This is a genomic window from Mammaliicoccus vitulinus (assembly GCF_029024305.1).
Taxonomy (GTDB): Bacteria; Bacillota; Bacilli; order Staphylococcales; family Staphylococcaceae; genus Mammaliicoccus; species Mammaliicoccus vitulinus.
On sequence record NZ_CP118974.1, the window covers coordinates 2,072,022 to 2,091,772 of the forward strand.

General features: G+C 33.9%; 20 protein-coding genes. 1 reads left to right on the top strand and 19 read right to left on the bottom strand.

The features are described 5' to 3' along the window. Nucleotides 1-13: 13 nt before the first annotated feature. The 9 genes from secG to PYW35_RS10445 form a co-directional block, all read right to left on the bottom strand. Nucleotides 14-247 carry a preprotein translocase subunit SecG gene (secG, locus tag PYW35_RS10405; RefSeq protein ID WP_016911935.1) on the bottom strand — a complete coding sequence of 78 codons (234 nt, stop codon included), beginning with the start codon at nt 245-247 and terminating at the stop codon, nt 14-16. 66 nt (nt 248-313) lie between these two features. Beyond that, nucleotides 314-1,660 carry a 3-phosphoshikimate 1-carboxyvinyltransferase gene (aroA, locus tag PYW35_RS10410; RefSeq protein ID WP_016911936.1) on the bottom strand — a complete coding sequence of 449 codons (1,347 nt, stop codon included), beginning with the start codon at nt 1,658-1,660 and terminating at the stop codon, nt 314-316. Between the two features lie 171 nt (nt 1,661-1,831). Further along, nucleotides 1,832-3,136 carry a surface-displayed alpha-enolase gene (eno, locus tag PYW35_RS10415; RefSeq protein WP_103322547.1) on the bottom strand — a complete coding sequence of 435 codons (1,305 nt, stop codon included), beginning with the start codon at nt 3,134-3,136 and terminating at the stop codon, nt 1,832-1,834. Between the two features lie 30 nt (nt 3,137-3,166). After that, a complete protein-coding gene (gene gpmI / locus PYW35_RS10420; protein ID WP_103322546.1) occupies nt 3,167-4,702 on the bottom strand; it encodes a 2,3-bisphosphoglycerate-independent phosphoglycerate mutase in 1,536 nt (511 codons plus the stop codon). Beyond that, nucleotides 4,702-5,463, bottom strand: a complete 762-nt coding sequence (gene tpiA, locus PYW35_RS10425) for a triose-phosphate isomerase (RefSeq protein ID WP_103322545.1) — start codon at nt 5,461-5,463, stop codon at nt 4,702-4,704. The genes gpmI and tpiA overlap by 1 nt, the downstream gene beginning before the upstream one ends. A 22-nt stretch (nt 5,464-5,485) precedes the next feature. Continuing rightward, nucleotides 5,486-6,676: a phosphoglycerate kinase gene (locus PYW35_RS10430; protein WP_103322544.1), complete on the bottom strand. Its 1,191-nt coding sequence runs from the start codon at nt 6,674-6,676 to the stop codon at nt 5,486-5,488. A 114-nt stretch (nt 6,677-6,790) separates the two neighbouring features. Next, nucleotides 6,791-7,801 (bottom strand): type I glyceraldehyde-3-phosphate dehydrogenase, encoded by a 1,011-nt coding sequence (gene gap / locus PYW35_RS10435; RefSeq protein ID WP_016911940.1) that lies wholly within the window; start codon nt 7,799-7,801, stop codon nt 6,791-6,793. A 50-nt stretch (nt 7,802-7,851) separates the two neighbouring features. Further along, nucleotides 7,852-8,868 (bottom strand): sugar-binding transcriptional regulator, encoded by a 1,017-nt coding sequence (locus tag PYW35_RS10440; RefSeq protein ID WP_016911941.1) that lies wholly within the window; start codon nt 8,866-8,868, stop codon nt 7,852-7,854. 150 nt (nt 8,869-9,018) lie between these two features. After that, nucleotides 9,019-9,279: a glutaredoxin family protein gene (locus PYW35_RS10445; RefSeq protein WP_103322543.1), complete on the bottom strand. Its 261-nt coding sequence runs from the start codon at nt 9,277-9,279 to the stop codon at nt 9,019-9,021. A 428-nt stretch (nt 9,280-9,707) separates the two neighbouring features. Here PYW35_RS10445 and clpP point away from each other — a divergent pair, with 428 nt between their 5' ends. Continuing rightward, a complete protein-coding gene (gene clpP, locus PYW35_RS10450; protein WP_016911944.1) occupies nt 9,708-10,304 on the top strand; it encodes an ATP-dependent Clp endopeptidase proteolytic subunit ClpP in 597 nt (198 codons plus the stop codon). Nucleotides 10,305-10,578: 274 nt separating this feature from the next. On the opposite strand, the gene whiA is transcribed toward clpP, so the two are convergent. The 10 genes from whiA to PYW35_RS10500 all read right to left on the bottom strand — a co-directional run bounded on the left by whiA (nt 10,579) and on the right by PYW35_RS10500 (nt 19,738). Beyond that, the gene (gene whiA, locus PYW35_RS10455) at nt 10,579-11,520 is read right to left on the bottom strand and encodes a DNA-binding protein WhiA (protein ID WP_016912695.1); all 942 of its coding nucleotides are present in this window, start codon (nt 11,518-11,520) and stop codon (nt 10,579-10,581) included. A 133-nt stretch (nt 11,521-11,653) separates the two neighbouring features. Beyond that, complete coding sequence (locus PYW35_RS10460) at nt 11,654-11,803, bottom strand: hypothetical protein (RefSeq protein ID WP_016912696.1); 150 nt, start codon at nt 11,801-11,803, stop codon at nt 11,654-11,656. Between the two features lie 101 nt (nt 11,804-11,904). Next, complete coding sequence (locus tag PYW35_RS10465; protein WP_016912697.1) at nt 11,905-12,891, bottom strand: gluconeogenesis factor YvcK family protein; 987 nt, start codon at nt 12,889-12,891, stop codon at nt 11,905-11,907. Continuing rightward, the gene (gene rapZ / locus PYW35_RS10470) at nt 12,888-13,793 is read right to left on the bottom strand and encodes an RNase adapter RapZ (protein ID WP_016912698.1); all 906 of its coding nucleotides are present in this window, start codon (nt 13,791-13,793) and stop codon (nt 12,888-12,890) included. The genes PYW35_RS10465 and rapZ overlap by 4 nt, the downstream gene beginning before the upstream one ends. A 166-nt stretch (nt 13,794-13,959) precedes the next feature. After that, on the bottom strand, nt 13,960-14,907 hold the full coding sequence (trxB, locus tag PYW35_RS10475) for a thioredoxin-disulfide reductase (RefSeq protein ID WP_016912699.1): 948 nt from the start codon (nt 14,905-14,907) through the stop codon (nt 13,960-13,962). 63 nt (nt 14,908-14,970) lie between these two features. Then, nucleotides 14,971-16,407 carry a tetratricopeptide repeat protein gene (locus tag PYW35_RS10480; RefSeq protein WP_103322542.1) on the bottom strand — a complete coding sequence of 479 codons (1,437 nt, stop codon included), beginning with the start codon at nt 16,405-16,407 and terminating at the stop codon, nt 14,971-14,973. Nucleotides 16,408-16,415: 8 nt separating this feature from the next. Further along, nucleotides 16,416-16,898, bottom strand: coding sequence for an acyltransferase (locus PYW35_RS10485; RefSeq protein WP_026023276.1), 483 nt, complete (start codon nt 16,896-16,898; stop codon nt 16,416-16,418). Nucleotides 16,899-16,917: 19 nt separating this feature from the next. Continuing rightward, nucleotides 16,918-17,736 (bottom strand): prolipoprotein diacylglyceryl transferase, encoded by an 819-nt coding sequence (gene lgt, locus PYW35_RS10490; protein WP_016912702.1) that lies wholly within the window; start codon nt 17,734-17,736, stop codon nt 16,918-16,920. Then, nucleotides 17,736-18,668 (bottom strand): HPr(Ser) kinase/phosphatase, encoded by a 933-nt coding sequence (gene hprK / locus PYW35_RS10495; RefSeq protein WP_103322541.1) that lies wholly within the window; start codon nt 18,666-18,668, stop codon nt 17,736-17,738. The genes lgt and hprK overlap by 1 nt, the downstream gene beginning before the upstream one ends. Nucleotides 18,669-19,411: 743 nt before the next feature. After that, nucleotides 19,412-19,738, bottom strand: coding sequence for an SHOCT-like domain-containing protein (locus PYW35_RS10500; RefSeq protein WP_016912672.1), 327 nt, complete (start codon nt 19,736-19,738; stop codon nt 19,412-19,414). Nucleotides 19,739-19,751: the final 13 nt, after the last annotated feature.

Genomic DNA, 19,751 nt, shown 5'->3' on the forward strand with positions numbered 1-19,751 from the left:
TACAGTCGGACCTTTACATTTTAAAGTAAGTAATTGCTAACATTAATAAGAAAAATAAAATTGATAAAATAATTGTAACTCTGTGTAAAACTAAATCTATTCCACGTTGTTTTTGTTTTCCAAATAATTGTTCTGCTCCGCCACTAATTGCACCTGATAAACCTGTACTTTTACCTTCTTGAAGTAACACGACGGTAATCAATGCAATACAAACGATGATTAATAAGACGATTAAAAATGTATGCATGGACTCGGTCCTCCTGTCTATTATAACAGTAGAATTATAGCATATTTACAATATTCACTCAAGTTATCATTCATTATATTCGACTGAAATACCTAAAGATTTTAACATTTCAAAATAATTCGGACAAGTTTTAGAAACACAAGAAGGATCTAACAACTTAATTCCATCAACTTTAGTACCCATTAAACTTAGTGACATTGCTACACGATGATCGTCAAATGTATCTAATGTTGCTGCTTTTATTTGACCTGGTGTAATCGTCCATCCATCATGATGTTCAATAACTTCAATACCTAATTGCGTTAAACTTTCTGTTAATGCGGATACACGATTACATTCGTGATGACGGATATGTTCAACTCCTGTAATTGTAATTGGACCATCCGCGAATGCAGCTAATGTACCAATCGTTAATGCTTGGTCAGAACAGGCATTCATATCTATCGTTAAATCACCTTTTAATTGTTCTGGACCAGAAATCACGACATAGTCAGAACCCTTTTCAACAGTTGCACCCATTCTCTCAAGAATATCAACTACTTCTAAATCAGGTTGATGACTTTCCATATTTAAATGGTTAATTTTAATAGTTGAATGATTTAAAGCGGCTAATGCCATAAAATAACAAGCAGTCGATAAATCAGCTTCTAATGGTAAAGTTGCCGGCTTATACTGACCTTGCTCAACTTTCATATGTTTATAATCTTCAGACACATCAACTTTAATTCCAAATTGATTCATCATCTCAATCGTTATGTCTACATATGCACTCTGCACAATGTTTGTCGTTAATTCTATTTCAGTCGGACGATTAAATAAAGGCGCTGCCATTAATAATCCACTAATAAATTGACTAGATTGATTTCCAGCTATTGAAACTTTTCCACCTGTTTGAGGTGTGCCTTTAATCGTGACAGGCAACTGACCTTCTTCTTCAAGATATTTAACTTCAACACCTAGCTGTTTTAATGCTTCATGAAGTGTTTGATGAGGTCTAACGGCAAGTTGTTCCGTTGAAGTTATCGTAATTTCACTTTTTTCTTGAGTACCTAAAATACCTGGTAAGAAACGCGCAGTAGTACCTGCAGAACCGATAAATACTTGCTCTTTATCTGGTAGTTCAGAACTATCTATTCCTGTAATATGAATCTCATCTTCAACAATTTCAAAAGTAGCGCCTAATTTTTTTAATGTTTCCATACACCAATATGTGTCATCACTCTTTAAATATCCAGATAATTTCGAAGTTCCATTACTAAATCCAGCTAAAATGAAAGCACGGTTCGTTACGCTTTTACTCCCCGGAATAATCACTTCCTTATTAAATGGTTGGTTAATAGGATGAAGTGTTAATTGTTCTACTCCATCTAAGCTTGACCATGGTGATTGAGCACTTTTTAAATTAATCGTCATCTATGATCCTCCTATAAAATTCATTGACTCTATTATAGAACATTTCCATATGGAATGAAATGATAAACTGTTGTTGGTTTAAAGCGCTAAAGAATGTTTTGATAAAAAAAGTACAAAAGGTGAGCTTACACCTTTCGTACTTTATGTGAATCATTTTATTTATATGCTCAATTATTTTGCTAAGTTATAGAAAGCTTTAAGGCCTTCAAATTTAGCTGTTTCAAATAATTCGTCTTCAATACGTAATAATTGGTTATATTTAGCAATACGATCAGTTCTTGATAATGAACCAGTTTTAATTTGACCAGCATTTGTTGCTACTGCGATATCAGAGATTGTAGTATCTTCTGTTTCACCTGAACGGTGTGAGATAACTGCAGTGTAACCAGCTTTTTGAGCCATTTCGATTGCTTCGAAAGTTTCTGTTAAAGTACCGATTTGGTTAACTTTGATTAAGATTGAGTTACCGATACCTTTTTCGATACCTTCAGATAATTTTTCAGTGTTTGTAACGAATAAATCGTCACCTACTAATTGAACGCGGTCGCCGATACGCTCAGTAAGGATTTTCCATCCCTCCCAGTCGTTTTCGTCCATACCATCTTCAATAGTGATAATTGGATATTTATTAACTAATTCTTCTAAGAAGTCTACTTGTTCTTCTGAAGAACGTTTAGCACCGTTTTCACCTTCGAATTTAGCATAGTCATAAACACCGTTTTCGAAGAATTCTGAAGCTGCACAGTCAAATCCTAAGAATACATCTTTACCTGGTTCTAAACCAACAGCTTTGATAGCTTCTAAAATAGTTTCAACGCCATCTTCAGTACCTTCAAATTTAGGAGCGAAACCACCTTCGTCACCTACTGCTGTTACTAATCCACGAGATTTTAAGATTTTAGCTAAGTTATGGAAGATTTCTGCTCCCCAACGTAAAGCTTCTTTGAATGATTCAGCACCTACAGGTAAAATCATGAACTCTTGGAATGCAATTGGAGCATCTGAGTGAGATCCACCGTTTACAATGTTCATCATTGGTACTGGTAATTGAACACCATTGAATCCACCAAGATATTTGTATAATGGTTGGCCTAAGAATTCTGATGCAGCACGAGCTACAGCGATTGATACACCAAGGATAGCATTAGCACCTAATTTAGCTTTGTTAGGTGTACCATCTAAAGCGATCATTAATTTGTCGATAGAAACTTGTTCTAATACTGAGAATTCACCTTCGATAATTTCTGGTGCAATAATTTCGTTTACGTTTTCTACAGCTTTAAGAACACCTTTACCTAAATAACGGTCTTTGTCTCCGTCGCGTAATTCTACTGCTTCGTATTCACCTGTTGAAGCGCCTGATGGTACTAAAGCTCTACCAAAAGCACCGCTTTCTGTTAATACTTCAACTTCTACTGTCGGGTTACCACGTGAATCTAATACTTCGCGTGCATAAATATCTGTAATAATTGGCATAATTAAAACTCCTTTTATAATATTAATTGATTATTTTTTAATTAATGATTCACCAGTCATATCTTCTGGTTGTTCTACTCCAAGTAAGTCAATAAGTGTTGGTGCTAAGTCAGCTAGACGACCACCACTTCTTACTTCTACCCCTTCTTTTGTAACAATAACAGGAACAGGGTTTGTTGTATGAGTTGTCATAGGTGAGTCGCTATCTGTTAATACTTCATCAGAATTACCATGATCAGCTGTAATGATAGCTGTACCATTCATGGATAAAATTTTATCCACAACTTCACCTAAACATTCATCGACTGCTTCAATTGCTTTGACAGTAGGTTCAAGCATACCACTATGACCTACCATATCAGGATTAGCAAAGTTTAAGATAATTAAATCTAAATCACCTTTATCTAATTCACCAATTAATGCATCTTTCACTTCGTAAGCACTCATTTCAGGTTTCAAGTCGTAAGTAGCGACTTTAGGTGAGTCGATTAGGACGCGACGTTCACCTTTAAACTCTGCATGTTGGCCACCACTCATGAAATACGTAACATGAGGGAATTTTTCTGTTTCAGCAATTCTTAATTGATTTAAGCTATTTTTTTCTGCAACTTCACCAATCGTATTTTTAATATCAACTGGTTTAAATGCAACTTTAGCGAAAACATCGTCACTATAGTTCGTAAATGTTACAAAGAATAAATCTTCAAGTTTACGTTTAATTTCGAAACCTTCGAATTTTTCATTTGTATATACTTGACTAAGTTGAGCCGCTCTATCTGGACGGAAGTTAAAGAATATCATTGAATCATGACTATTAACGCCCGTATTTTCAACGCCTTTTTCTTCGTCTTTAACGATAAATGGCATAACGAATTCATCTGTTAAACCTTCTTTATAATTAGCTTCTACACCTTCAATAGCATTTGTGAAGACAGGACCTACACCGTTAGACATCGCATCATAAGCTTTTTCTTCACGATCCCAACGATTATCTCTGTCCATTGCATAGTAACGTCCAGAAATAGAAGCAAATTGACCAATACCTAATTCTTTAAATTTATTTTCAGTTTCTTCAATATATTTAAGAGCAGATTTTTGATCAACGTCACGTCCATCAAGGAAACCATGAACATAGACTTTTTCAACACCTTGTTGTTTAGCTAATTCTAAAAGTGCAAATAAATGTTTATAGTGACTGTGCACACCGCCGTCAGATAATAGACCCATTAAATGCAATGTAGAATCATTTTTAACGACATGGTTCATCGCTTGTTTTAATTCTTCAATTTCAAAGAAATCGCCATCTTTAATAGATTTATTAATTCTTGTTAAACTTTGGTATACGACTCTTCCAGCACCAATATTTAAATGACCTACTTCAGAATTACCCATTTGACCTTCTGGTAGACCAACATCTAAACCACATGCAGATAATTCGTTATGTGGATATTTGTTGTAATATCTATCAAAATTCGGTTTGTTAGCTAGTTTTACCGCATTACCGTGTTCTTCTTCACGATTTGCAAAACCGTCAAGAATGATAAGTGCTGTTGGTTGTTTAGCCATTATTTAGCACCCTCTAAAAGTGCAACGAATGAATCAACTTTTAATGAAGCGCCGCCAACTAATGCGCCATCGATATCTGATTGAGCCATATATTCTTTAATGTTTTCTGGTTTAACACTACCGCCGTATTGAACACGTAATGAATCAGCTGCTTCTTGAGAGAACGCACCTGCTACAACTTTACGTACGTGAGCACACATTTCATTAGCATCTTCTGAATTTGAAGATTTACCAGTGCCAATTGCCCAAATAGGTTCATAAGCGATTACTGAAGCTTTTACTTGCTCTTCAGAAAAGCCTTTAAGCGCTGCTTCTACTTGTCCGCCTACTACTGATTCAGCTTTACCAGATTCTCTTTCTTCTAATGTTTCACCTACACAAATGATTGGTGTCATGTTGTGAGAGAATACTGCTAATGCTTTTTTATTAACATCTTCATCAGTTTCGCCGAAGTATTCACGACGTTCAGAATGTCCTAATACTACATATTTAACACCTAAATCTTCAAGTGCTGCTGGAGAAGTTTCACCAGTGAACGCACCATTATCTTCAAAGTACGCATTTTGAGCACCAATTTGTAATCCTTGTGCTACGCCTTCTTTAGTTAAATTAACAAGTGCATCTAAATGTAAAGTTGGTGCACAAATTACTGAATCTACTTCGTTAGTATCTGGTAATGCTGGAAGTTCATTAGCAAAGTCTTTTGCTTCTTGAACTGTTTTATTCATTTTCCAGTTACCTGCGATAATTGGTTTTCTCATGATATATAAACTCCTTTTATGATTATTTTTCAGAAATAGCTACGATACCAGGTAATTCTTTACCTTCTAGATATTCTAGAGAAGCTCCGCCACCTGTTGAAATGTGTGAAAAGTCATCAGCAAATCCTAAGTCCATAGCTGCCGCTGCAGAATCTCCACCACCGATGATAGTCGTTGCATTTTCTAAACTTGCGATTGCTTTACATACTCCAATTGTACCTTTTGCAAAGTTACTTAATTCAAACACACCCATAGGACCATTCCATACTACTGTGTTTGCACCTTGTAATGCTTCACTAAATAATTCAATTGATTTTGGACCAATATCCATTGATTCTTGATCAGCTGGAATTTCATCAGCAGAAACAATCGTGATTTCAGCGTCATTTGAAAATTCTTTAGCTACTTTACAATCTACTGGTAAGATAATTTTATCGCCAGCACGGTCAAGTAATTCTTTAGCAAAATCAACTTTATCTTCTTCTAAAAGTGATAGTCCTATTTCTTTACCTTGAGCTTTGAAGAATGTATAAGCCATTCCGCCACCGATAATTACTTTATCAGCTATAGTAAGTAAGTTTTCAATTACACCAATTTTATCTGAAACTTTCGCTCCACCTAAAATTGCTACTAATGGACGTTCTGGTTCACTTACGACACCACCGATAAATTTAATTTCTTTATCCATTAAGAAACCTGATGCTGTTTCAACGTTAGATGCAATTCCAACGTTTGAAGCATGTTCACGGTGAGCTGTACCGAATGCATCATTGATGAAGATGTCACCTAATGAAGCCCAGTATTTACCTAACTCAGGATCATTTTTAGATTCTTTTTTACCATCAACATCTTCGAAACGTGTATTTTCAACTACTAATACATTGCCTTCTGATAAACCATTGACAGCATTCTCTAATTCTTCACCACGAGTTTCAGGTACAAATGTTACTTCTTTATTTAATAGTTCACTTAAGCGTTCTGCTACTGGTTTAAGTGATAATTCTTTTTTATCTTCTTCTGTTTTCACTTTACCTAAATGTGAGAATAAAATAACTTTACCGCCTTGCTCGATAATGTATTTTATTGTAGGAAGCGCCTGAACGATTCTGTTATCGTTCGTAATTTTACCATCTTTCATTGGTACGTTAAAATCTGCTCTTACAAGTACTTTTTTACCTTTTACATCTACGTCTTTAACATTCTTCTTTGCCATGACTTGTCTTCCTCCTCTAGATAATAGAAAATGCGATATGATTAAAAATAAGCGGTGAAGCGATGTGCTCCCCGCTTACTCATAAGCATAACCTATTTAGTTCATTTTTTTAAATTATTTGTTAGCTTGAGCTGCTAAATATTCTAAAGTACGAACTAATTGTGAAGTGTAAGACATTTCATTGTCATACCAAGATACAGTTTTAACTAATTGACGATCTCCAACAGTCATTACACGAGTTTGAGTTGCATCGAATAATGAACCGTAAGTGATACCAATGATATCAGAAGAAACGATTTCGTCTTCAGTGTAACCGAATGAATCATTTGTAGCATTTTTCATAGCTTCATTGATTTCTTCTACTGAAACTTCTTTGTCTAATACTGCTGTTAATTCTGTTACTGAACCAGTTGCTACTGGTACACGTTGAGCTGATCCATCTAATTTACCTTTTAAGTCTGGGATTACTAAGCCGATTGCTTTAGCAGCACCAGTTGAGTTAGGTACGATGTTTTGAGCCGCAGCACGAGCACGACGGAAGTCACCTTTAGAATGTGGAGCATCTAAAGTATTTTGGTCACCAGTGTAAGCGTGAATAGTCATCATTAGACCTTCAACGATACCGAATTGGTTATTTAATACTTGAGCCATTGGAGCTAAACAGTTAGTTGTACAAGACGCACCTGAAACGATTTCTTCTGAACCGTCTAATTCGTCATGGTTAACGTTATAAACGATTGTTTTTAAATCGCCTGAAGCTGGAGCTGAAATTAATACTTTTTTAGCGCCTGCATCGATGTGAGCTGAAGCTTTTTCTTTATCAGCGAAGAAACCAGTACATTCTAATACTACGTCGATATCTAAATCGCCCCATGGTAATTCTTTAGGGTTAGGATTTTCGAAAGTTTTGATTTCTTTACCGTTTACGCGGAATCCGCCTTCGATAACTTCTACTTCATCTTTGAAACGACCTTGTGTTGAATCGTATTTTAATAAATGAGCTAACATTGCGTCATCTGTTAAATCGTTGATTGCTACTACTTCGATATTTTCTACCTCTTGTAATCTTCTGAATGCTAAACGACCTATTCTTCCAAAACCATTAATTGCTACTTTAGTTGCCATGAATGATGGCCTCCTTTATATTTGTTATTTCAAAAAGGGTTTGAAACCTTTTATTCCAAGTTAATCATTGCTTTTGCAGCACCTTCATCTGTTATAAGAATGGTGTTCTTAGGTGCTATCTCAAGATAAGCTTTAATTGCTTCTGCTTTAGAAGCACCTCCCGCTACTGCAAAAATGTTTGTCTTCGTTGCCAAATCTTCTAGTTGCAAACCGATTGTTTTAACACGATGTACGACTTCACCTTTGGAATCAAAATAATATCCAAAAGCTTCTCCGACTGCATGATGATGTTTCAATTGGCTTAATACTTCTTCAGAAGTCTTTCTTCTTTGTGCCATCTTCAGCGCATCACCAATACCGTGAATGATAAAATCTGAATGACGTATTGCATCAAGCACCTCAATAACTGCAGGTTCTTTCAACAAAGTTTCATACGAACTTTCGCTTACTTGATCTGGAACATACAAAACCTTATATGACCCGCCTGTTCGATTTGCCATACTTGCACAAATTGTATTTGCTTGGAATACTACGTTTTCTCCCAAACCACCACGCGCTGGCGTGAACAAAATGTCTTTATCTAATGGGTGCAACGACTCACTAACCCTGGCCATTGTAGAACCACCAGTTACTGAAACAGAAGCATTATCATATAATGACTGTTCGAGTAATTCAGCTGTCACTGTACCCATTTCTGCTTTAACCGTCTCATCTGAATCTGAATTACCTCTTACTATATGTGCTTTCACACCATATCGATTAAATATTTCTTCCTCAATATGATTAAAGCTTGAATATAGCGTTAAGTAATGTGATAACGAAGCGAGAATGCGCTCCCCTGTTTCGGTCAATTTCATACCTGTTGACTGAACGCTGACTAAATCTTGTTGTTTTAAAATTTCTATTTCAGTTCTCAATACCCGCTCAGTAACATTCATAACATCACTTAACGTTCTTCGACCAATAGGTTGCTTCTTCTCAATCGTCGATAAAATATTAAAACGTCGATACATCTTGTCAATCAAGTCAGGAACTAGTCTATGTTGTATCTTCAATAAATCTTCCATAAACAAGTCGCCTCCTTATAGATTAACAGATGGGCAAAATCTAACCTAGGTTAGACGTTTTTCGTCCCATGCGGGTCAAAAAAATAATATCTGTTTACAGTTTTATAATACACCCCCCATATAGAGATTGCAAGTTAAAAGCGTCTCACATTAGTTCAAGTCATCATACGCTTCAATCAAAGTGACAAAATCAATATGCCCTTCTTGCAACACAACACCTTTATACTCAACAACTGGCACTCTTAGCATAAATTTTTCATGTAATGTATCGTCTTCTTCTATATTAATAGTATCAACCTTAATATCATGATTATATGATTCTTTAAAAAAATCTATTTGTATTTTCGCATCTTCACACAACCCACAATTTAATCCAACATAAAATTTGATAGTCATAAAATCATCCTTCATTATAATAAGCCTCCCCGAGACGAATTGAACGCCCATCTCAAGAACCGGAATCTTGCGTGTTATCCTTTACACTACGGAGAGTTAAATCTTAATTATTAATTTATATTCACTTAACATCTTACACATATAATAGAACTATCAACTATAAGGAGTGAGAAGATTTATGACGATTAATCAAGCAGAAAACATCATTAGAAAAAGATGTGAACACTTTAATATATAAGTCACTCAAATCCATTGCACTCAGCTCGTTGATTACGGAAACTATTATATCATTTATGCGAACATTGACAACTCATGTCGCAAATTTCCAGTGTATAAATCAGCTATTTAAGTTATAATATTCATCAGTAGGTCATATATTTTGACCATGTTTGACTTTGTAGTGTATGATATGGTCATTAAGATATTCAAAGGAGGATTAACTGATGAATTTAATACCAACAGTTATCGAAACAACAAATCGCGGAGAACGCGCTTATGATATTTACTCACGTTTACTGAAAGACCGCATTATTATGTTAGGTTCAGCTATTGATGACAACGTAGCGAACTCAATCGTATCGCAATTATTATTCTTACAAGCACAAGACTCTGAGAAAGATATATACTTATATATCAACTCACCAGGCGGAAGCGTAACAGCTGGTTTCGCTATTTATGATACAATTCAACACATCAAACCAGACGTACAAACAATTTGTATCGGTATGGCTGCATCAATGGGTTCATTCCTATTATCAGCTGGTGCAAAAGGTAAACGTTTCGCACTACCTAACAGTGAAGTAATGATTCACCAACCATTAGGTGGCGCACAAGGACAAGCTACAGAAATCGAAATTGCAGCTCGTCATATTTTACGCACACGTGAAAAATTAAATAAAATTTTATCTGAAAGAACTGGACAACCAATTGAAAAAATTGAAAAAGACACAGATCGTGATAACTTCTTAACAGCTGAAGAAGCTAAAGAATATGGTTTAATCGATGATGTTATGCATCCAGAAGATATCAAATCAAATTAATATAAAAAAAGCATCCGGGACTATAATAGTCTCGGATGCTTTTTTAAGTTCATAAACGAAGTTTAAATCCAATACTTTATCAACTTTTCTTAATAAATTTTCATCTATATTAAAAAATATTTTGGTAATATTCGGTATTTTTTTAGCGCTGACTCCTGCGGGAACAGCATGATTCGAAGACTACAGGCTGAGAACATGCCCGCGGAAAGCATGGCATAAAAAAATATATGTGTTCAACGTACTATACAATAATAATCAGACTTTCATTTATACCTTATTGTATTGTTTCGCCGCTTCTAATTTTCTCTGCCATTTCGTTTAGTTTACGTAGTCTATGGTTTATACCTGATTTAGAAATTTTCCCTGTACTCACCATTTCTCCTAATTCTTTGATAGATACATCTTGGTTATCTATTCTTAATTTCGCTACTTCTCGCAGTCGATCTGGTAAATTATCAATTCCAATTTCTTTGTCGATCAGTTGAATACTTTCTACTTGTTTCATTGCGGCACTTACTGTTTTATTTAAATTGGCAGTTTCACAATTGACGAGTCTATTTACAGAGTTTCTCATATCACGAATAATTCTAACATCTTCAAATTTCAGTAATGCTTGATAGCCTCCGATTAAACTTAGAAAGTCAGAGATTTTTTCTGCCTCTTTTAAATAACTTATATATCCTTTTTTGCGTTCTAATTGTTTAGCATTTAAATCGTATTGATTCATAAGCGCTGTCAGATCTGCTGAGTGCTCTTCATATAAAGAAAATATTTCTAGATGATAAGAAGATGTTTCTGGATTATTGACTGATCCTCCTGCTAGAAAAGCACCTCTTAAATAACTTCTTTTACAACAATCATTTTTCAAAATATCTTTGTCGATTACTTGTTTAAATACACCTTCTTGTAAAATACCTAGCTCATCTAATATTTCTTTAGCTTTTACTTTTATTCTACTGATATATATATTATTTTTCTTAAGTTTCATTTTCTTTCTCACCAATAACTCAACTTCTACTCCGAAGCATTTTTTTATGAGAGAAAAAATACGACGTGCTATCGCTGCATTTTCAGTTTGTACATTTATGACAAATTGTTGATTAGAAATACTTAAATTACCATTCATTCTAATCAAAGCTGAAAGTTCTGCCTTTGCGCAACAATCATCTACTTCAATTCTTGTTAGTTCATTTTTCATTTCTGAAGCAAAGCTCACAGCAGACCACCCTTTCTTAATTTATATGCACATAAAAATAATGATATGCCTAAAGACATATCATACGTTTTGTATCTATTTTATATTACATGGAATAGCCGGGCGTATCAAGTTTTTCAACTTAAACAATTTATTATTTTCTTTTTGTTTCTTTTATGATGCCAAATAACAACATTGCTAAACCAATTACTAAGAAACTTATGCCTATTTGCTGATTAGTCATTAAACCAATAAGTAGAAATATGCATCCTACTAATACCATTATGATTTGAACGTTCTTCATCAATCATCACCTCATCTTGAAAGCCCTTACACTAATATTACTTGATTTCCATAAAAAAATATAGTTACAACTCATCTAATCGTTGTAACTATATCGTTAATTTATTTATCTTTTTTATATTGAATTGTACTAATTTCTCGTAACGCAATTTCATATATAAGTTGTGCTAACACTTTGTTGTTATGTCTTATATATTGATGAGGTGTAATACTTACTAAATTATTATCATGGATGCATTGCACACCCATTTCTGTTAATTTGTCACCATCAAATTCAACTTGCTTTGCATCTTCTTGTTCGTATCTCAATAAAATTTCTTCATTAAAACGTTTATTTTGACAGATTACAAAATCAATAAATTCTTCGCCAACATGATCATGAATAGCTTTCACATGGTCACTAACTGAATAACCTGTTGTTTCGCCCTTTTGAGTCATAAGATTACATACATATAATCTTTCAGCTTCAGTATTTATAATAGCATCTTTAACTTTATTTAAAATCAAATTAGGCATTATACTCGTATATAACGAACCAGGTCCCATCACAATTAAATCTGCTTCTTCAATTGCATCAATGGCCTCTTTCATTGGTTCAATATCTTCAGGCGTTAAAAATACTTTTTCAATTTTCTTTGACGTTTTAGGAATATTAGACTCTCCAACTATAATCTCACCGTCTGACATCACAGCATTTAATACAACACTTTTAGTCGTAGATGGAATGACTTGGCCTTTAATATTTAAAATTTTACTTAATTCTTTAACTGCATGACCAAAATCATTCGTTATATTCGTCATAGCTGCTAATAGTAAATTTCCTATAGAGTGTCCGCCTATCTTTTCTTCTTCAAAACGGTATTGAAACAGTTGTTCAAGCATAGGTTCAGTATCACTTAAAGCTGCTAGCACGTTTCTAATATCTCCAGGAGCAGGTATATCCATCACATCACGAATTTTACCTGTACTGCCGCCATCGTCTGCAACTGTTACGATAGCTGTAATATCTATTTGATACTCTTTCAGTCCTCTCGCTAATACTGAAAGTCCTGTTCCGCCTCCAATTAAGACGACTTTTAATTTTTTCATTTTTTCTTTTTACTTTCAATATGTGCATCGCGATGTGACGTATACACAACATAGTCAAAGTTCTCTTTAATATCTTCTCCTAAACGTTTTGCAAGTGCAACTGATCTATGTTGACCACCTGTACATCCTATAGCAATTGTTAATTGGGATTTACCTTCTTTTTTGTAACCTGGCAACATAAACATTAATAATTCACTAAATTTTTTATAAAATGTATTTGTTTCTTTCCATTTCATAACATATTGGTAAACTTCATCATCTAGACCAGTCAACGGTCTTAATTCATCTACATAGTATGGGTTAGGTAAAAACCTTACATCAAATACGATATCTGCATCGATGGGCATTCCATGTTTGAAACCAAAACTTAACACTCGAACTTGGAATGTTGTAGAAGGATCTTTTTCAAACGTTGCAATCAATTCTTGTTTTAATGCTTTAGGTTTCTTTTCAGTAGTATCTATTACAAAGTTGCTGATACCTTTTATATCACCTAATAATTCTCTCTCTTGTTCAATAGCTGATAATAAGCTACCTTTCTCACTTAGAGGATGTGTTCTTCTTGTTTCTTTATATCGCGAAATCAATTTTTTATCATTTGCTTCTAAAAATAAAATATCTACAATAACTCTTTTTTCACTTTGTATATAATCTAGTTCTTCTCTTAAGTCACCAAAGAAATCTTTACCTCTTAAATCAATACCTATTGCAACTTTGGATAAAGACGGATTACCTTGATCCATTAAGTCTACAAACTTTTGCAATAAAATTGGTGGTAAATTATCAACGCAAAAATATCCTAAATCTTCTAACGCTTGTAATGCGACTGATTTTCCCGCACCAGACATACCAGTTACAACGAGCAATTCATTTTTTACATTACTTTTATCGATAGGTTGCATAACACTTCTCCTTTAACGATCATATATACCTTTATCTTACATGATAATACGATAAAAAACATTAATTAAATGGCTGTTCAACTGTGTAATCATCAGTAACAACGAGTATTTGTAATCAAAAAATGCACATAAAAAAACTGTCGACTTTATCGACAGTTTTGTTGAATTATATTAATTGTTCTTCGTCTTCTAGTGATTCGATATATGCTTGAGCATTTTGTGCTGCGATACTTCCATCACCAGTTGCTGTTACGATTTGACGTAACGTTTTTTCACGAACATCGCCTGCTGCATAAACACCAGGTACGTTTGTTTCCATTTCGTCATTTGTTTCAATATAACCATTTTCATTTAATATACCTAAAGATTCAAATGGTTTAGTTAATGGTTTCATACCAATGTAGATAAACACACCATCAGCTTGATGTTCAGTCTCTGAACCATCTTCTGTAGAAACTAATGTTACTGACCCTACTTTTCCATCTTTATCGTTAATTGTTTTTAAAGTTGTGTTCCAAATAAAATCAATTTTGTCGTTTTTAAATGCACGATCTTGAATGATTTTTTGAGCTCTTAATTCATCTCTTCTATGAACGATTGTAACTTTGTCAGCGAATTTAGTTAAGAAAATACCTTCTTCTACTGCTGAGTCGCCGCCACCAATTACATATAAGTTCTTACCTTTAAAGAATGCGCCATCACATACTGCACAATAACTTACGCCGCGTCCACCTAATTCTTGTTCACCTGGTACACCAATTTTCTTGTATTCTGCACCTGTCGCAATGATAATAGCGTGCGCTGTTAATGTTCTATCTCCCATATTAACAACTTTGTAAGAACCTTTATCTTCTATATTTTTAATGTCACCATATTCATATTTAGCACCAAATTTTTGGGCATGTGTAAACATTTTAGTTGATAAGTCTGGACCTGTAATTAAATCAAATCCTGGGAAGTTTTCTACATCCTCAGTATTTGCCATTTGTCCACCTGGCATACCACGTTCTATCATTACAGTTGATAAATTTGCTCTTGAAGCGTAAACAGCAGCAGTCATACCTGCCGGGCCTGCTCCAACTATAATTACATCATAATCTACTTGTGTAGTCATTTATAAACTGCCTCCTCTTATTAATTCAGTAGAATTGTACATCAATATATTTATTAAGTATAACTATATGCTCACTATAGCATTAATTGCTTTATTCAAGCGATACGTCGTAATATTGAATGAATTTTTAATTTCTTTTTTGGTTATTTTTATATTTAACATTTTTAAATAAATATATACTGAGGCTGCTACGTAATGATCAACTGTTTCAATTGATTCATTATCTGCAATTAACATCTCAGCATGTTCAATCCATGATACGAATAATTCTTTTCCATAATGTTGATATTCTGATTGTTCAATGAGTTTCATACCTTTATCAATAAAGCCTATCTTATTAAGATGAAGTTTTTGAAAAGTATACGTTATATATAACCTTTCGTAATCAGGTAAATTTTCTAGAACTTCCCATACTTCATGAGACATCACGAGTTCACGATGTTTCATATGACCTAATAAAAATATGCCATACAATCTATATCTGTAGTCTTCATCTTTTAATAACGGTAACACATGACTATCTAACATATCTTTAAGTTCATCAATTTTCCATGGTGGTAATTGACTATGATATTGTACACTATCCTCAAATCTCTGCCAATGTCTTTTCGCTTCTTCTTCATAACCTAAATGATAATAATTATAACTTAACGCATGATGAAGTTGTGGCATAGAAGCTTGTGCTTTTTTCAAAAGTGGCACTAGTAGTTGATTAGAAGGTTTATGTTTTCCTAAATAGCTTAAAACGACACCTAACTTAAAAGATTCTTCATCGTTAATCGGATGTAATTTACTTAATTGATCTAAATATAGCTTAAAACGTTCCATCTGTTCTGTGTTGTATAATAACAAAGTCATATGGCATAAAGCATATATGTCTGACGGATTGTCTTCCAATATAGTTTGAAGCAAAGCCTCTGCCTCTTCATATTGGTTATTGTATAGCATCGACATCGCTTTTAAATTCATAATATGCTGATCTTCTTGCATCGTCGCACGTTGTCTCTCTATAAAATCGTTCGCTTCTTGTAATTTACCTTTGGAGAATAAATATTGAAAAATATGCTGTATGACAAAGCGCTCTGCTTCTTCTTCAACGGCAGTTTGGTTATCATACTTCACTTCGAACATTTGAATCATTTCTTCAAAATAATCTTGATCGTCTTCTTCTGTTACATAACGTAACCCGAATAAAAATGCCTTATTAGGCTCATTTGTCTTCATAAACATTTGACTTAAATAAAAATAATAATCCGTAACAAAATTATCTTTCGCAATTTGATCATACATCATTTCTTCTGCTTTTGTAGTTTGGTTAAGCTCCACAAGGCATTCAGCATAAGGCGGTATAATAACAAAATCATCAGGTGATAGTTCAAGTGCTTTTTTAAATAAAGACTCGGCATACACAAAATCTTGTTGTCTCATTTTCTCCATCGCTTTATGATAGTAGAAGTCTTTATCAAACTTTACGTGTATTATATTTGAATTGTCTCCCAACGACTAACTCACCGCCTTTTTTTAAGTTGCATTGGATTACCGAATGCCATCAAACCATCTGGAACATCTTTCGTAACAATTGTCCCGCTAGCGACAGTGGCATTACTCCCTATATTAACGCCTGCTAATATAGTTGCATTAGCACCAATTAATACATTATCTCCAATATTTACATGCCCAATTCTATATTCATCTACTAAATATTCATGACATAGAATGGTTGCATTATATCCTATAACACAATTTTTACCGATTGATATAAGCTCTGGAAACATGATATCCGGCGTAGCCTTAAATGCAAAAGCTGTTTCGTTACCGATTTTCATATTTAATCCTTTTCTATATATGAAATGTTTCCATTTAACACTCGGCATATATCTACTAATTTCAATGATAATAACATTTTTAAACACTTTTATAAAATGTATTGTTTCATACATTTTCCATAATGGGTTTGCCCCAGATACTTTTTTAGTTTTTAATGCCCTCACATAAACACTTCTTTCAACTTTAGTTATGATAATAACCTGTAACATCTCTGAATTTTTCCGGATTATAGCGTATTCTTCTATAAATAATACAAGCTATTGAAACAACGATGATAACAATTGAAATCACTTGAGCGATTCTTAAGTTTTCAGTAAGCATCAAACTATCCGTTCTTAAACCTTCGATATAGAATCTACCAATTGAGTAATAAATTAAATAAGCAAAGAAAGTCTCACCAATTTTCAATTGTGGACGTATCAATAATAACAAAATAAATCCAATAATGTTCCATAGTGATTCATATAAAAATGTTGGGTGATAATAAATACCGTCAATTTGCATATGATTAATAATAAATTCTGGTATATGTAAATTCTCTAGGAAGCTTCTTGATACAGGACCTCCATGCGCTTCTTGATTCATGAAGTTTCCCCATCTTCCGATAGCTTGTGCCAATATGATACTTGGCGCTACAATATCAACCATTTGGAAAAATGATAAGTTTTTCTTTCTACATATAATAAATCCAGTTAAGAACGCCCCAATTAATCCACCATGAATCGCAATGCCACCGTTCATAATAAGGGGTATCTCTACTAAATGTTGACTATAATATTGCCACTCAAATGCTACATAATAAATTCGCGCGCATATAATTGCCATGACGACACACCAAATAATGAGATCAATGAGCGTATCTTCTTTTATGCCAATTTTTTTAGCTGTTCTTTGTGCGACTAAATATCCTATTAAGATACCTGAAGCAATGATGATGCCATACCATCGTATTGCTAAAGGTCCTAATTGTATCGCTACTGGGTCAATACCTAACACACCCATTATTCATTCTCCTTACGTGCATTCTTCAAAATTTCTGCATTAAGTCTATTATTAAATTCTTCTGCAGTATTAATACCCATGTTATTTAATCGATAATTCATCGCAGCAACTTCGATAATAACAGCTAAGTTTCTACCAGGTCTAACAGGTATCGTTTTCTTAGTGATTTTAGAATCTAATATTTTTAAAGTTTCTTCATTTAATCCGACTCTGTCATAAATTTTTTCTCTATTCCATGTTTCTAAATTTATGTTCAGCTTAATTCTTTTTTCCATCAATATTGAACCTGCACCAAATAAAGCCATAACATTTATAATGCCTAATCCTCGAATTTCAAGTAAATGTTCTATTATTTTTGGTGCTTTCCCGATTAATTCATTTTTATTAATTTCTTTGATTTCAACATTGTCGTCTGCTACAAGTCTATGTCCACGTTTTACAAGTTCAAGTGCCGTTTCACTTTTACCTACACCACTATCACCTGTAATCAGAACACCAACACCATACACATCTACTAGTACACCATGTAATGAAGTTTCAGGTGCTAATTCTCTTTCAAGATATCCTGTTACTTGTCCCATTAATTTCGTGGTAGAAGACTCACTTTTTAAAAGTGGTGTATTCTCTTTGTTACAACTCTCAATCAGTTCTACTGGTGCATCTAAACCACGTGTAATAATAATTGCTGGCGTTTCAGGTCTACATAATTTCGCCATTCTGCCTTTCTTTTCTTCGTCCGGCAATAAATTATAAAATGATAATTCAGTCGTACCTAATACTTGAATGCGGTCTGAAGAGTAATGCGAAAAATACCCTGCCATTTCCAAACCAGGGCGTGATAAATCAGTCTCAGTTATTTTACGATGTAGTCCTGCTTTTCCAGCAATGACTTCCATATTAAATTGCTCTATTAATTTACTACTTGATATCATAGGGTTCACCTCTAGGTTAATATATGTTAATTCTAATGAACTTTAACCATAACTGCAATCATTATAAATATTAGATCGATATCTTTAAAATATAAAAGAAGTTGGGATTTTTTATAAAACCATGCGATTTTGTTCGTGCATGCTTGCCTAGGGTATGATTCGAGCCTGTAGTCGCGCGCGGCATACTTTTCCCCCGGGCGTCAGCACTTCACAAAATCGTGAGGAATATTCATTTTACTTATATTTTTTTCATTTGTTCTTTTAAGAACATGATAAATGTTGCAAGACTAACCAAACAAGCAACATAGAACGTCCGAATGTTGCAAGACTACCTAAACAAGCAACATAGAACGTCTGTATGTTGCAAGACTGACTAAACAAGCAACATAGAACGCCTCTATGTTGCAAGACTAACCAAACAAGCAACATAGAACGCCTCTATGTTGCAAGACTGATCAAACTAGCGACATAGAACGTCCGAATGTTGCAAGACTACCTAAACAAGCAACATAGAACGTCCGAATGTTGCAAGACTGACCAAACTAGCGACATAGAACGTCTGTATGTTGCAAGACTTACTAAACAAGCTACATTCAGACCCCGACCTCTCTCACCAACCTTATCCAATTACAAAATCGTTACAAATATCTAATTTCATATAAAAAAGAGCAGAAATTCAATTTTAAAAATGAATTTCTGCTCTTTTTAAGTTTTCAGGACATTTATGTCCCAACCTCAATTAATTATATACCTTTATTTTGGTCGTTATTTTTGTTAAAAGATCTAATGATATTTCTTAAAGATTCATCTAATTGTTGAATTGGGTCATGCTCTGATCTTTCTCTATCATTAAACTGTTTCTCAAATTCAGATTTACCTGATTTAGCAGTTGTTTTAACTTTACCTAATAAGTCTTCAAATAATTGTTCTACATTTTCTTTTGACTTATTTGTGAATGCTGACGTTGATTTTGGATTATTTGAAGTTGCTTCAAGTAATTTTACAGCTTCTTCTACTGTGATTTTACCGCTTTCGATAAGTTCTAATATCTTTAATTGTACTTCGTTCATATTGTTCCCTCCC